Below are 15173 nucleotides of genomic sequence, written 5' to 3' on the forward strand. Positions count from 1 at the left end.
AACTCAGCGCTCAAGATCGGCTTCGACGGTCTTGTCGTAGCCAGGCATTAGCGCCTGCTGCGCTTTTACCGGGCAGGTCACGAGCACCTGATGCTCCCTGCCATCATCCGACAATGGCAGTGCATCGTGACCCAGCAACTCGCCGTCCAGCATGATCACCTGCGTGGTGGTCGTGCCAGGGCGCACCTCGATATGGTAGGTCGTCGCCCCATGGCGATAGCGCAGCGTGTAGCCCGGCCAGCCCTGGGCCAGCAGCGGTTCGATGTGCAACGAAGTGCCGACCCGCTGCACGCCAAGCAATGACTCGACGATGAAGCGGTACATCCAGCCGGCCGACCCGGTGTACCAGGTCCAACCCCCACGTCCCGCATGGGGCGGCGTGCCATAGACGTCGGCCGCCATGACATAGGGCTCGACTTTGTAGGTCTCGAGCCGGTTGGCGACTGCACCACCTGCCGGGTTGATCATGTCGAGCAAGCGCCAGGCCCTGGCGCTGTCCCCCAGCTCGGCGAACGCCATGCCGGCCCAGACCGCGGCGTGGGTGTACTGGCCACCATTTTCCCGCACGCCCGGCACATAGCCCTTGATATATCCAGGCTCGAGCACACCTGTGTCGAAGGGCGGATCGAGCAGCAGGACCGCGCCGGTGTCGGGGCGAACCAGGTGCTGCTCAACCGAGGCCATGGCCGTACGGCGCCGGGTTTGCGGGGCGGCACCCGAGAGTACCGACCAGCTTTGCGCGATTGAGTCGATGCGGCATTCGTCATTGTTGGCCGAGCCCAGGACCTGGCCGTCGTCAAAGTACGCCCGCCGGTACCATGAGCCGTCCCAGGCATGTTCTTCCAGACTGGCCTGCAGCAGGGCGGCCTGCTGGGTACAGCGCTGTGCGAAAGCGTGGTCGCCATGCAATTGGGCGGTGAGGGCAAAGCGCTGCAAGACATCGAAGCTGAAGAACCCCAGCCACACGCTTTCCCCTTGGCCCAGATGGCCGACCCGGTTCATCCCGTCGTTCCAGTCGCCCGTGCCGATCAAGGGCAGGCCGTGGCTGCCGCGCTGCAGGCTGTGTTCGATGGCCCGTACACAATGCTGATAGAGGCTTTCTTCGAGGTGCGATTTGCCCGGCAGGTCGTAGTAAGACTCCTCCCCGGCATTGAGAGGCCGGCCTTCAAGATAGCCCGCGGGTTCGGCCAGCACACTGAGGTCGCCGGTGACGCTGACGTAGTGACTGGTCGCTAGCGCCAGCCACAGGTAATCGTCCGAACAGCCACTGCGTACACCGCGATCCAGCGGTGGGTGCCACCAGTGCTGCACGTCGCCTTCGGCATATTGATGGGCCGCACACAGCAACAGGTGACCACGCACGCTGGCGGGATCGGCATGGATCATCGCCATGCTGTCCTGCAGTTGATCGCGAAAGCCGATCGCTCCGCCGGACTGGTAGTAGCCACTGCGGGCCTGGAAGCGACAGGCGATCACCTGGTACATCAGCCAGCCATTGACCATCACATCGATGCTCGGGTCGGGGGTCTGGACCTGGATCACGTCCAGCTGCGAACGCCAATGCTCGCGCACCGCCTCAAGTTGCGCGGTTGCCGTCCCCAGGCCTCGGTATTGTTGAACCAGGCGCAGGGCGGATGCCGTGTCCCTGGCTGCGCCGAGGCGGAAGACCACGTCCTGCTCATCGCCGTTGTCGAGGTCCAGGGCCACCTGTATCGCCCCGCAAGGATCGAAGCCGCCACCGGTACGGCCCGACAGGCGTGCCTGCTGCAGTCCCGCCGGTGCCTTGAGGCTGCCGTTGCGGCCGATGAACTCGGTGCGATCGCCGCTAATGCTGGTGTCGGTCGAGTCGGTATCGAGGAACGCGACCCGTTCGCCAAACTCGATCGAATAGGCGTTCCTGGCGAAGAATGCGCCGCTGGTGGGATCGGCTTCCGTCACCACATGCATCGCCGATTTGCTGCGCAAGTCGCCCAGCACCCACTCGACATAGCAGGTCGTCGACAGGCGCCTTGGGCGGCCTGAGCGATTGCGAATCTGCAAGTGCGAGAATTTGATCGAAGCATCCAGCGCCACATACACCCACAACTCGGTGTGGATACCGTCTTGGTCGTGCTCGAAGACGCTGTAGCCGAAGCCGTGCCGGGTACGGTACGCGCCCGTGCCGGGACAAGGCTGTGGCGTCACCGACCAGACATGCCCGGTGTCTTCATCGCGCACATAGATCGCCTCGCCGCTGGCATCGGTGATCGGGTCGTTGTGCCACGGGCTCAGGCGAAATTCGTGGGCGTTTTCCATCCAGGTGTAGGCGCCACCGCTTTCGGAAATCACCGAGCCGAAGTGCGGGTTGGCCAACACGTTGGCCCATGGCGCCGGTGTCGGCTGGCCAGGCTGCAAGGTCATGACGTATTCGCTGCCATCGGCACTGAAGCCGCCATAGGCGTTGCCCAGCAGCAAGCCGTCGAGGGCGGGCAGGGCCGTGGCCGCCGTTGCCTTGGCCTGGCGCTTGAGGGTGGGGACCAGCGCCGGGGCCACCGGGCTGGCGTGACGGCGCTGCAGCTGTTCGGCCATGCTGCCTTTGCTTTCGCTGAGCACCAGGCGCGCCACTGACAGGATCAGCGTGCGGTCCTCGTTCGACAACTGCTGTGCCGGACGCACGAATATGCCCCCGGGATGGTCGATCAGCGCGGCTTCGCTGCCGGACGTTACCACCCCCATGATCAGGTCCTGGAGTTGCTGGCGATAACCGGCCTGGTCTTCGTTCCAGATCACCAGGTCGACCATCAGGCCCTTTTGTCGCCAGTAGGCATGGGCCTTGACCATCTGCTGCACCAGCTCGATGTTCTCCACGGTGGCGATCTGCAGCAGGACGATGGGCAGGTCGCCGGAGATCGCCTGGCCCCAGAGGCTCGATTGATTGCGCCGGTTGGCCATCAACACGCTGTTTTCGGCGCGCAATGCGGCGTTGGCGTAGAGGATCGACGCGGCCATATGTTCAAACAGGCGGGCATCTTCCGGCGTGACATTGAGTTGGCGCAGCAACACTTGGCTGTGGGTCCAGGCCAGGTCGAAGACGCGATCGGCGAGGTGGCGGTCGCGGTATTTGTTGATCAGGTACAGGCAACCTTCACGGCTGTCGGCGACGCCGGTCACCAGGTCGATGGTCGCCGTTTGCCCGGGCTCCAGGGCAATGCGGCAGCGGATCGCGACGATCGGGTCCAGCACCGAGCCGGCAGTGCCGGACAGCTGCTGGACATGGCCATCGAGCGCCGCCGGTGCTGCAACGTCGCGTCCCCGGCCGATGAAGCGCGCGCGATCGGTCTCGTAGGAAATCGCGTCGATGTCCGCGCCATGGGCGGCCAGCAGATGACACATCCAGGGCACGGCTTCCTCAGTGGAACGGCGCCTGCGGGTGCAGACGATGGCCTGCAACGCCGGCAACAGTTCGGTCTGCACGAACAGGTTGCTGAAAGCCGGGTGCATGGCATCACTGATGGCCGGTGCCAGGACCACCTCGGCGTAGGTGGTGATCTCCACGCTGCGCCGTACGCGGCCGCGGTTGGTGATGTGCAGCCGGCGCAGTTCGATATCGTCTTCGGGGGACACGACGATCTCGGTGTGCGTATCGAAGTCGAGCTCGCGAACCCGAAACTCGGCCCGCGCATCGCTGAAAATCGCCTCGTGGCTTTCTGGCCGGTGCCGGGTCGGTTGGTGCGCCGAGGACCAGAACACGCCGCTGCTGACATCGCGCAGGTAGCAGAACATGCCCCAGTTGTCGCGGGTCGCGTCTTCATGCCAGCGGGTCACGGCGATGTCGTTGCAACGGCTATAACCGCCGCCAGCACTGCTGAGCATGACGTGGTAACGGCCGTTGGACAGCAGCTGGACGGCGGGGCGTTTGCGCCCGGGATCGGCGAATACGCGAAGGCTGGTTTCCTGTGCCTGTCCGTCTTGCGCAGTGGTAAGCGCCTGGGCCGCATGCAGGTAGGGCGCGGCGGTTTTCGGTACGCGTTCCTGCAGCAACAGGAGGGTCGCCTGGAAGGCCGGGATCGACTCGAAACGTCGCTGCATGGGCCGGTCCAGCAGCAGGCTGGTCAAGGCCAGCAGGCTCATGCCTTGATGGTGCGCCATGAACGACCGCACGACCGCATAGCGCTGGCCGCGAGGCAGACGCGCCTCGGTGTAGTCGACTGCTTCGTACATGCCATAACGACCGGCCGAGCCCTGGGCCGCCAGGCGTTGCAGGTTGCGACAGGCCGCTTGCGGCTCGACCAGCAGCGCCAGGGCGCTGGCGTACGGCGCAATCACGGTGTCCTCGGCCAGCCCGCGCTTGAGACCGAGGCCAGGTACACCGAACGCCCGATACTGATAATTGGAATGGGCGTCCAGGGTGTTGTAGCCCGACTCGGACACACCCCAGGGGATGCCCAACTGGTGACCATGTTCGATCTGCAAGGCGACGGCCGCGCGGCAGGTCTGCTCCAGCAGCGTGCCTTCATAGCTGGGCATGACCAGGTTGGGCATCAGGTACTCGAACATCGAGCCGGACCAGGACAGCAGCACCGGCACCCCGCGATTGTTGCTGAGCAGGCGCCCGAGGGTGAACCAGGCCTGTTGCGGCAGCTGACCCTGGGCGATGACCACGAAATTGGTCAGGCGCACCTCGGAAGCGAGCAGGTCGTAATAGCCGTTGTCCAGCCGGCGTTCGTCGGCGTTGTAGCCGATGGAGAACAGGTCGCGCTGGGCATCGTAGAGGAAGGTGAAATCCATGCTCGCCAGTGCTGCGGACAGTTCGGCCAGGTGCTCGATCTGGCTGATGCGTGCCCGGGCCAGATGTTGGACCGCCTGCACTTGCGCCTGATCGGCGGGCAGCCACAGCGTGGTATCGAGCTCGGCCATTTGCCGCAAGGTGAATGCGGGTGTCGGTGTCGGCGGCAACTCGAAGCACAGTTGTTCTGCCCGCAGGTCTGCACACTGCGCCTGCAATGCCTGCAGCCAGTAGTGAGCTTCCTCGGCAGACCCGGCCGTGCCGTCGATTGCCAGGGCCTGCACCTGATCGAGCAGCGGCAGGAGATTGTACGGGGTACCGTGGACAATGGCCGATTCGACCTTCTCGCGCAGTTCAAGCACGGCTTGGTCATCGAGGCCCGCGCCCTGTAGCGCTTGCTGCAGCACATCGAGGGTGTCGCCCAGCCCGACAAGACCGCGTCGGTCGAACAGTGGGGTATCGATCAACCCCAGAAGCCCCGGCCGCAGGGTGAGCAACAGGCCCGCCAGGTTGCCGCTGTCCACGGTGGACACATACCGCGGCGCCAGCGGCAGCAGTGTCTGGGTGTCGTACCAGTTGTAGAAGTGACCCTGGTGTCGCTCGAGGCTGGCCATGCTATCAAGCATGGCCGTGATGCGTTCAAGCAGGCGCGCGGTGCTCAAGTAACCGAAATCGTGGGCCGCCAGGTGAGAGAGCAAGGCCATGCCCATGTTGGTCGGAGAGGTCCTGTGGGCAATGGTCGGCTTGGGTATTTCCTGGACGTTGTCCGGCGGCAACCAGTTGTCCTCAGGGCCCACATAGCGATCGAAAAACGCCCAGGTCTGGCGTGACAGCCTGCGCAGAAAGCGCAGGTCCTGGGCTGACGGACTGAACCCGCTCGGTGTCGTCGGCAGACTGATCCACCAGGCAATCGCCGGGCTTGCCAGCCACACCAGCAGCAAGGGTGCCGCCAGGGCAAGTACGTGGAGAGAGGGGAGTAGGGCAGCACATAGAAGCAGGGCCAGCGCAGGCGCAATCCACAGGCTTTTATACATGCCGGCCAGATCGTTGCCACTGGAGCGCTCCACCTCACGGGAAGGTTGCCATTGCAGCAGGTGGCGCTTGCTGATCAGCATGCGCCACAGTGAGCGAGCAATCGCATCGACGCTCAACAACGCATCGGAGGGCAACCAGACAATCGACAGCAGTGCCCGCATGAAATGCTGGCCCGAGGTATGCAGCGCCGCGCTCAGGTGTTGCCCCAGGGGAATATCGGCCGCTTTCTGCACCAGCGCCAGGACCGACTGCAGCACGGGTTGCAGGCACACCAGAATGACCACCGCCAACGTCCAGGAGGCGGCCTCGTCCGAAGCCAGCCAGCCCCATGCCAGCATGGTCAGGAAGGCGCCCGGCTCCAGGCTGCGGCGCAGATTGTCGAAAATTTTCCAGCGGGCCAGGTTGCTCAGGCCATTGGCCGCGAAGCCGCCCTGGGGTTTCGGTGCCCATGGCAGGGCCCAGTACAGGACTTGCCAGTCGCCGCGAATCCAGCGATGTCGGCGCTTGGCATCGGCGCTGTAGCGAGACGGGTATTCCTCATACAACTGCACATCGCTGAGCAGCCCGCAGCGGGCATAGCAGCCTTCGATCAAGTCATGGCTGAGGATACGGTTGTCGGGCAGGCAGCCCTTGAGTGCCTGTTCGAAGGCGTCGACGGCATAGATGCCCTTGCCGATGAAGGACCCGTTGCGAAACAGGTCTTGATACACATCGGAAACGGCGCGGGTATAAGGGTCGATGCCGGCATCGCTGCCGAACAGGCGGGCGTAGGTCGAGCGTGCCGTGCTGGGCAGGCTGATCCCCACGCGGGGCTGGAGGATGGCGTAGCCGCTGACGATCTTGCCGCTCTGTTGATCGAAGACCGGATGGTTCAGCGGGTGCATCATGGCACCGACGCACTGACGCGCGACATCCCGTGGCAGCAGGGTGTCGGTGTCCAGGGTGATGACGAAGCGCACCGCCATCAGCGGCGCGACATCACCGACGATCAAGGCGAAGCGCTCCCGGCCTTGGCCACGCAGCAAGGCGTTGAGCTCGGCGAGCTTGCCACGCTTGCGCTCATGCCCCATCCATACCTGCTCGGTCGAGCTCCAGTGCCTGGGCCTGTGCAGCAGGAAGAAACGGTCGACCTGGCCATCGGCATATTTGTGGTTGAGCGCCTCGATCAGTTGACGCGCCAGGGCGAGCAGTTCGCCGTCTTCGGGCATCACTTCGGCAGGGGCATCCATGAAGTCACTGAGCAGCGCGAAATGCAGGTTGGCATCGCGATTGGCCAGGAACCGAACTTCCAGCCCTTCCGCCAGCGCCTCGATGTCGCCGGCGTTGGCAAACATCGTCGGCACCGCCACCAGGGTGCGCGCCTCGGCCGGTATGCCTTTGCTGTAGTCCAGGCGCGGCAGTAGCGACGGGACTACAGTGAGGGTCACCAGCCAGTTGACCAGCCCGATCGCCAGGCGGCTGGTCATCAAGAGTGCGGGCACGGCGAGCAGGATCAGGCCCCAGGTTGGCGTGCCGCTGTGGTATGCACTGCTGAGAAATGGCCAGGCCAACAGCAGTGTCAGCAGCAGTGCGGGGCACAGGTAGAATTTCAATGGAGCGCTCTGCAGCAGGCGCTTCCATCGATCGTGCAGCGGCACGCTGGCGTGCAGCGCTCGTTCCAGGCTGAGTAATCCGTCGGCCACCAGGTAATAGCCCACGTGTGCGCTCACTCCGGCCGTGGGCGCGGGCTTGCTGGCCAGTTCGATGGCGGCTTGTGCCACCTGGGTTTCAGACTGCAAGCAATGCCGGGCCAGGCGTTCGACCACATGGCGGTAGCGATCGCGGGTGGCAAAGTCCATGTTGGAGTAGACCGCCGCCGGGTCCGTGCACAAGACCTGTTCGACATGGCTGAGCAGCTCGACGAACTCGCGCCAGTCGGTCGCTGCCAGCAAGCGCAGGCTGGCGATGCTGTTGCTGATGGACACCTGGTCGCCGGATTGCTGCTGGGCATCCATCTGCACCAGGCGTTCTACGGTCAGGCCGGCCTCACCGAGGGTTTGTTCTATCCACGCCATGGGCAAGATCAGGGCGGCGCTTTGCCCGTGCAGGCGGCGCGCCAGTTCTGCAACGAATGCCGGCGTCATTGGCGGTGCCGAGCGCGCCATGTCGGCCACGGTCAAGACCACGCTCTTGGCGTCGCGCTCGGCCATTTCGATCAAGCGATCGGCCCAGTCATCGGCCAGGTTACGGTCATCGCGGTTGGCCATGACCCGGGACGCCACGCGCCGCAGGTTCTCGATCAGCGCCAGGCGCAGCATGATCGGGATGGCCCACAGCTCGCCCAGGGCCAGCGGCGTGATGGTCTGGTACGAGGCGATGAAACAATCCAGGCTCGGCGCGTCGACCCGGCCATCACCGTGGGCGATGGTTTCCAGGGCGATGTCGTAGACCCGCGGCAAGCCTGCCGAAGGACCTTCGGCCAGGCGTGGCAGCTCGCGGCTATAGCCGTCGGGCAGGTGGGTCCGGGCGGTGCGGATGTTTTCTTCGATCAGGTAGAAGTTGTCCAGCAGCCATTCCGCCGCCGGGGTAGCGCGTCGGCTGGACAGTTGCACGGTCTTGAGCGCTGCGCAGCTACGTTCCAGCAGCAGTTGGTTGTCCGTCAGGCGGCCCAGCAAGGCATCCTTTCTTGAAAGACGACCGAGCACGTGTTGGCGGGCCAGTACGATTCCGTGGTCGGCCATCTGCTGCGCGTTGAACAGGTCGGAACGCAGGATGGGCTCGTACTCGAACTTGTGCCGCGCGGCACTCCACCGCAGCCAGATGGCCGGTGAGCGCCAAAGGCTGGACAGGGTGCGAGTCAGGATATTTTCCATGAAATCCTTCGTACGACCCGCGCAGGGCGGGTCGCATGTGGAATGAAGGCGGTTCTACGCCAGGCTGGGTGTGCGGGGCATTGCGCCGCCGGGCGCAGCATTCCACCGACGAGTGTGAGTTATTCGAGCGGGTGGGGTCTGTTCGGTAGCGAACATAAGCGGTGCTGGAGGCAGGTATCTTCCGTTGCGATACCTTCTAGCGAAGCACGCGATTGGCCGGAGCAATACCGGGTCATTAAAGTTGCCACTGTCCATTCCTTTGCAGCGGAAACAGCATGCGATATCGACGTCTTGACCTGAATCTGCTGGTAGCCCTGGACGCCTTGCTCAGCGAATGCAGCGTCAGCAGGGCCGCCGAACGACTGTGCCTGGGCCAGTCAGCGACCAGTTCGGCGCTAGGGCGCTTGCGCGAGCATTTCAATGACCCGTTGCTGGTTCAGGTCGGGCGGCGGCTTGAGCCGACGGCATTGGGCTTGGAGTTGATGCCCAAGGTGCAGCAAGCCCTCGCTCTTACACGGGAGATTGTCGATACCCCGGTGAATTTCGACCCGGCCACCTGTACTCGGCAATTTACCCTGGTGGCTTCCGATTATGTGGCCGCAGTGCTGTTGCCAGCGGTCAGTCTTGCGCTGGCGCACGTCGCGCCGGGTGTGCGTTTGAGTCTGCGCGACTTGCCCGTGCCGCGCGATGGCGATGTGGTCAGCGAAGCGCTCGACTATCGCCGCAGTGATTGTGTGATTGTGCCGCAGCGCCGCTTGAACCCGGCTTATCCCCACGTTCCCTTGATGAGTGACCAGCTGTGCTGCATCGTCTGTGCGCAACAGCCGCAGTTCGCCGGGGGCTTGAGCCTGACGGGCTACTGCACCGCCGAACATGTAGTGCGTGAGTTTGCCGATGGGCGAAACCTGGCCATGGATGCGATGCATCTGCATGAGTTGGGCGTTCATCGACGCGTGGCGGTGGCCCTTGAAAGCTTCGCGTTGATGCCGGAGTTCATTGTCGGTACCGCGCGAATCGCCACGGTGTTTCGCCGGCAAGCGCAGCGCTTTGCCCAGCGTTATCCGCTGCGCATTCACCCCGCCCCCCTGGCGTTTCCGGAGGCTGTGCAGGTGCTGCAATGGCACCCGTATCAGGAGCGGGATCCGGCGCTGATGTGGTTTCGCGGCCTGTTGCTGGAACAGGCCGCGTCACTCGATCAACCCGTCGGCTGATCGCCGGTATCGGCCACCAGCCCGGCCTGGTCAATGGCTTGTACGGCGCAGCGCTCGTCATTGTCCGAGGTGTCGCCGCTGATGCCAATGGCACCGAGCATCTGCCCCTCGGTATTGCGAATCAATACACCGCCCGCCACCGGAATGACTTCGCCAGCGGTCAGGCTGTTGATCGCATCGAAGAACGCCGGCATGGCCTGCGCACGCCGCGCCAACTCCCTTCCGCCGAAGCCCATTCCCAGGCAGCCGCGCGCTTTGCCGGTGGCGATCTGCGGGCGAAGGAAACTGGCCTGTTCATCACGCAGCACCGCCAGCGGATGACCCGCCGCATCCAGCACGGCGGCGGCCAGGGGTTTGATCCCGCTTTGCCGGGCGATGCGGATCGCGTTGCTGGCGATGTGAGTGGCTGTGATCAAATCGAGTGTGTGCATGACGTCGATCCTCATACGGCCCACTTGCCCAGTTGTGCGACCCGGTCGCGGGTGTACAGGTCAGTCCACTTCAACGAATTGAAATCGGACACTTGCTTGGGGTTGTAGGGGCTGCGTTCCATGCGCACCGGCTGACCGGCCTTGTACACGGCCTTGAGGCGCGAGCGGTCTTGCAGGATGCGGATGTCGTGCAGCGGCGAGCCGTCGAGCAACAGGAAATCCGCTTGCTTGCCCACTTCCAGGGAGCCGATGGTTTCACCGCGGGGCATACAGCGCGCACCAACGGCGGTGGCGGCATAAAGGGCTTCGGCGGGCGTGAAGCCCAGGCGAGTGACCAGCAGTTCCAGTTCACGCGCATGCCACTCGCCATAAGGCGTCACGGCGAAACCGCTGTCGCTGCCGCAGGCGAACGGCACGCCGGCGGCCTTGGCACGCTTGAGCACCGCCGAGCCGACTTCCAGCGTGCGTGCGCAGTAACCGGCGTACCCGGTGCTGATGGCCGGGTCGTGGGGCTGGCAAAAGTCCACGGTGTTCTGCGGGAAGGTCATGGTCGGCGCGAGGATACTGCCCGCTTCGAGCAAGGCCTCGATACAGGCGTCGTCCATGTAGAAGGCGTGGAACACCAGGTCGACACCGGCGCGGGCTGCGTACATCACCGCCTCACGGCCATAGGCATGGGTCGCTACCTTGCAGCCCAGGCGATGGGCTTCCTCGACCATCTCATGGGTTTCTTCGGCGGTGAACGCCGCGATGATTTCGCCGTTCGGGCGGCGGTGGGTGCCGTCCATGGCGATCTTGATCAGGTCTACGCCATCCTTGGCCTGCTTGCGGATTTCTGCCAGGGCTTCGCTGCGGCTGGTGACCAGGCGTGCGGTGAAATATTCCGGGGCGCCCACGCGGCTGGGAAACCAGTCATTGAGGCTTTGGCGATTGGTGATGACCCGGCTGCTGGCCGCGATGCGCGGACCCTCGAACAGGCCCGCGGCAACTGCGTTGCGCACGGCGATGCTGAGCTGGCCGCTATCGCCTGGGCAAACCATGCTGGTCACCCCAGCGGCCAGCACATGCTGAGCGAAGAACATGCCGCGCAGGGCGCGGAATTCGTCGCTGGTCCAGATATCGATGTCTTCTTCGCTCTGCGCGTTGCCGAAGGCCAGATGGGTATGCACGTCCACCAGACCCGGCATGACAAAGTTATCGCCGGCGTCCACAACGCTGTCATCTGCTTGTGGTTGCGGTGCCATGGCTGTCGGGCCGACGTATGTCAGCAGGCCGTTCTCCACCACCAGGGTTTGCTGTTGGCGGGTTTGCAGGCCGGTACCGTCGAACAAGGTCTGGCATTTGAGGTGCAGGGCATTCATGGCGTTTTCACTTTGCGGATAGTTATGCAAAGCGAGGCTAGGGCGCGGCCATGAACGCCACCAGCAACTTGCATCAATGCCCACGTATTGATGGCGTCGATAGCTGCTCAATCCCAACTGAGGCGTGGCGTTGGCGGCACCGAGCGAGATCAGGGAGCGGGTATCGCGAGTGGCGATGGCTGGCATCGTGATCGACGATTTTTTACCGGCTGTATCGCACGTCTATGGTGCGCGTTCCTCACCTACAGAGAGTCGTCCCATGACCACCGCAACTGCAAGAACCGAACTCCTGGCACTTGAGCAGGAACGCCGCCGGGCCTTGGTTGAAGAAGATTACCCACGCGTTGCCGAGCTGTTCGCCGATGACCTGGTGTATGTGCACACCACCGGATTGGTGCAAGGCAAGGCGGACTACCTGGAGTACGCCAAAAGCGCCGTGCAGTATCTGGATATTGAGCGTGGGCAATTGCAGATCCGCTTCTACGGCGAACACCTGGCGGTGATGACCGGGACGCAGTGCAACACCTTGCGCAAACGCGGCGGCGACCAGTCGATTCGCGGCGAGGGCTTTGCCACCCAAGTCTGGGCGTTCGGCGCAGAGGGTTGGCAGATCAGCTCGTTCCATGGAACGCGTGCACCTGACTGAGTTCATTCGACGCTCAATTAAAACGCCGGAGAGCCCTAAGGACTTCCGGCGTTTTGCTTTGGTCACCCCACACATCTGAAGAAGCCCATCGCGGCGGGCCCACGGAGCAGGACCGGAGCGAGGGTATGCCGAGCATTAGCGAGGCACCGAACGCCAGGGGCAAGAGCCCTTGGTTACTTGGGGACGGGCGGCGTTCCGTTTTTCCAAGTGACTCGCCGTAAGGGCGAAACCATAAGTGGCCGTTACCGCAGAAATGGATATGTACGCGGTCAACAAACAATAGGTCGGCTGTGAGGCCGCCTTCGCTGGCAAGCCAGCTCCTACAATGGATCGGGTAAAGCCGAGAGAGATGTGGCGGCAGTGAGGCCGCTTTTGCTGGCAAGCCAGCTCCTACAATGGATCGGGTGAAGCCGCGAGAGGTGTGGCGGCTGTGAGGCCGCCTTCGCTGGCAAGCCAGCTCCTACACGAGTCCGGTCAAGCCGTATGGCCACCCAGGTTTTCGGCAACCCAGTCAGCGATGTACTGACCCGCGTTGATGCTGTTGTCAAAGCTCGAATGCTGCACGCCACCTTCGCGTTCGGTGAAGATCTTCAGTTCACGCTTGGGGCTGTTGACCAATTGTTCGTAAGTGCGGTGTGCCCACTTCAGCGGGATCTGCGAATCCTTTTCACCGTGGGTCACCAGGAACGGCACCTTGATGCGCTCCAGCACGCCGTCCAGATGTACGTTTTCGGCGATGGCCATGAACTCTTCCATGTCTTTGGCACCCCACACCCACTGCACGTGCGCCCAATAGTGCGGTACGGGGAAGCTGCCTTCTTTTTCCAGGCGACGCTTTTGTACATCGCGCCAGTCATGATTGGCGCCCCACACCACACCGCAGGCAAACCGTGGCTCGAAAGCCACTGCGCGCGGGCAGTAATAACCGCCGAGTGAAACGCCTTCCAGGCCTATACGCTTGGCATCCACGTCGTCGCGGGTTTCCAGCCAGTCGACCACGCGGCTGGCCCAGTGCTCGCTGTCGTAACGGGCGATCAGGTTATGCAAGCGCAGTGCTTCACCGGTGCCGGGCTGGTCGATGATCAACGATGAGACGCCGCGTTTTGCCAGCCAGGCGGGCAGGCCAACGCGGTATTTCATCTCTTTGGTCGAATCCAGTCCATTGACCTGCACCAGGATCGGCGCCGGGCCGCTCACGCCTTCGGCACGCACCAGAAGGCCGGAAATATGTTTGCCCTCGTAGGGGATTTCAACGCGCTCGCAGTTCTCCCGCGACAGTTCGACTCCGCGTTTGAAGGTCTGCAAAAAGCGCTGGTACAGCTCGGTGCGACCGGGTGCACCATGGGCCTGCAAGCGCTCGCAGGTCAGGTAATAGGTGGCGGCACGGTTGTATTTTTCGCCGGCGGACAGCAGCCGGCCGTTACCTTCATCTTCCTCGGCCAGGCCGCAGAGTTTGTCGGCCATCTTCGCCCAGGTTTCGCGGAACGCCTTGGTGCCAGCGGCGTCGGGCTGCTGGGCGGCTTCCTGCAGCGGTGCGCACATCTCTTCGATTTCGCCCATGCGGGCGCCCATCTCGATGGCCAGGTTGACAGAGAGATTCCACACGTAATTGGTCGGGAAATAACGGAACATGATTGTTGTTGTCCTTGTGGTTGCCTTGAGCTTTCACAAGGCACGTTAAGGACGCCCCGGCTAATTGACCAATCGTGACTCGGGATGCGAGGTATCGCGAGCGGCGATAGGATCCTGTTCCAGATGCTGGATGAATTCGCTGATGCGCTCGCGCAGCCAGCGGTGCATTGGGTCGCCGTCCACGCTGCGGTGCCAGAGCATGACTTCGCGCATGACCGGAATCTTCACCGGCGGATTGAGGATGCGCAGCGGCAGGTGCTCGGCGTATAAACGCGCCAGGCGCTGGTGCATGGTGGCGATGCGTTGGGTGCCGACGACCAGCTGCGGCAGGGTGTTGAAGTCGTTGGTGATGACTTCGATACGGCGGTTGAACCCGTACTGGTTCATGAACCATTCTTCGATGCTCAAGTGCCGGGTGCGACCAAACCCGACGGACACGTGGCCCATGTCCATGTACTGCTCAAGGCTCAGGCTGTCGCCGACCTGGGTATTACCGTTCCACACCACGCAGACGTGTTCTTCTTCAAACAGCAGTTTGTGGGGGTGGCCGTCGATGATGTAGCGCTCTGGCACGATCATCAGGTCGACCTCGCCGCGAATCAGCAACTCACCGGAATTGTCGCCAGGGCCGAGCATCTCGAACGTGATGTTCGGGGCTTCCTGATGGATCTTCTGAATCACCTGGGCAAACAGCACGCTGATCAGGTAATCGGAGGTCACGAGGCGGAAGTGGCGCTTGCTGGTGGTGGGGTCGAACACCGGCTTGGCGGTGATCGAGGATTGAATGGTCAGCAGTACTTCGCGGATCGGTTTGGCGAGTTCCCGGGCGTAGGGCGTGGGCTGCATCTTGCGCCCCACCTGCACCAGCAGTTCGTCTTCGAAATAACTGCGCAGTCGCCCGAGCACACCACTGGTTGCGGACTGCGTCATGTGCAGGCGTTCGGCGGCACGGGTGATGTTCTGCTCTTCGAGCAACACATCGAGTGCCACCAGGAGATTGAGGTCCAGGTGGTTGAAACGCATCGGGCAGGTCCGCTCTTGTATTTATTTTCACGATACATTCCGGTGAATTGATCGTCCCGTCAACCCCGTCTTCAGGTATCGCGTTTGCCGATAGGTCGCATCCCCACTCGCGATTAGTCAGCTGCCCAGCCGCACGTCAATCTTCGCCGCAGTCGGACCTCTGGCCGACACCACCACCGGATTCCATGCATCGCCGATCGGCCTGGTCGAGCGTTCG

The 15173-nt window shown here is 63.2% G+C and carries 7 protein-coding genes; 2 read left to right on the plus strand and 5 right to left on the minus strand.

What is annotated here, in order from left to right; all coding sequences use genetic code 11:
• Nucleotides 1-3: 3 nt before the first annotated feature.
• Nucleotides 4-8652, minus strand: a complete 8649-nt coding sequence (locus tag BKX96_RS02225; RefSeq protein WP_077182551.1) for a glycoside hydrolase family 94 protein — start codon at nucleotides 8650-8652, stop codon at nucleotides 4-6.
• Between the two features lie 275 nt (nucleotides 8653-8927).
• Between BKX96_RS02225 and BKX96_RS02230 the strand changes: the two genes are divergently transcribed.
• A complete protein-coding gene (locus tag BKX96_RS02230; protein ID WP_077182552.1) occupies nucleotides 8928-9863 on the plus strand; it encodes a LysR family transcriptional regulator in 936 nt (311 codons plus the stop codon).
• Here the strand turns inward: BKX96_RS02230 and BKX96_RS02235 are convergent.
• Nucleotides 9848-10294 carry a GlcG/HbpS family heme-binding protein gene (locus tag BKX96_RS02235; RefSeq protein ID WP_046815096.1) on the minus strand — a complete coding sequence of 149 codons (447 nt, stop codon included), beginning with the start codon at nucleotides 10292-10294 and terminating at the stop codon, nucleotides 9848-9850. The genes BKX96_RS02230 and BKX96_RS02235 overlap by 16 nt on opposite strands.
• 11 nt (nucleotides 10295-10305) lie before the next feature.
• Nucleotides 10306-11655 carry a metal-dependent hydrolase family protein gene (locus tag BKX96_RS02240; protein ID WP_077183111.1) on the minus strand — a complete coding sequence of 450 codons (1350 nt, stop codon included), beginning with the start codon at nucleotides 11653-11655 and terminating at the stop codon, nucleotides 10306-10308.
• A 259-nt stretch (nucleotides 11656-11914) separates the two neighbouring features.
• Here BKX96_RS02240 and BKX96_RS02245 point away from each other — a divergent pair, with 259 nt between their 5' ends.
• A complete protein-coding gene (locus BKX96_RS02245; protein WP_046815097.1) occupies nucleotides 11915-12301 on the plus strand; it encodes a nuclear transport factor 2 family protein in 387 nt (128 codons plus the stop codon).
• A gap of 474 nt (nucleotides 12302-12775) precedes the next feature.
• Here the strand turns inward: BKX96_RS02245 and BKX96_RS02250 are convergent, their stop codons facing one another.
• Together BKX96_RS02250 and BKX96_RS02255 are read right to left on the minus strand one after the other, a co-directional pair.
• Nucleotides 12776-13933 carry an alpha/beta hydrolase family protein gene (locus tag BKX96_RS02250; RefSeq protein ID WP_077182553.1) on the minus strand — a complete coding sequence of 386 codons (1158 nt, stop codon included), beginning with the start codon at nucleotides 13931-13933 and terminating at the stop codon, nucleotides 12776-12778.
• A gap of 60 nt (nucleotides 13934-13993) precedes the next feature.
• Nucleotides 13994-14956, minus strand: coding sequence for a LysR family transcriptional regulator (locus BKX96_RS02255; protein WP_046815099.1), 963 nt, complete (start codon nucleotides 14954-14956; stop codon nucleotides 13994-13996).
• Nucleotides 14957-15173: the final 217 nt, after the last annotated feature.

Source organism: Pseudomonas putida, assembly GCF_001976065.1.
GTDB classification, from domain to species: domain Bacteria; phylum Pseudomonadota; class Gammaproteobacteria; order Pseudomonadales; family Pseudomonadaceae; genus Aquipseudomonas; species Aquipseudomonas serbica.

Bases quoted from the DNA above. Each gene is read 5' to 3' on its own strand.
- BKX96_RS02230 (WP_077182552.1), top strand. From the start codon at position 8,928: ATGCGATATCGACGTCTTGACCTGAATCTGCTGGTAGCCCTGGACGCC.
- BKX96_RS02240 (WP_077183111.1), bottom strand. From the start codon at position 11,655: ATGAATGCCCTGCACCTCAAATGCCAGACCTTGTTCGACGGTACCGGC.
- BKX96_RS02225 (WP_077182551.1), bottom strand. From the start codon at position 8,652: ATGGAAAATATCCTGACTCGCACCCTGTCCAGCCTTTGGCGCTCACCG.
- BKX96_RS02255 (WP_046815099.1), bottom strand. From the start codon at position 14,956: ATGCGTTTCAACCACCTGGACCTCAATCTCCTGGTGGCACTCGATGTG.
- BKX96_RS02245 (WP_046815097.1), top strand. From the start codon at position 11,915: ATGACCACCGCAACTGCAAGAACCGAACTCCTGGCACTTGAGCAGGAA.
- BKX96_RS02250 (WP_077182553.1), bottom strand. From the start codon at position 13,933: ATGTTCCGTTATTTCCCGACCAATTACGTGTGGAATCTCTCTGTCAAC.
- BKX96_RS02235 (WP_046815096.1), bottom strand. From the start codon at position 10,294: ATGCACACACTCGATTTGATCACAGCCACTCACATCGCCAGCAACGCG.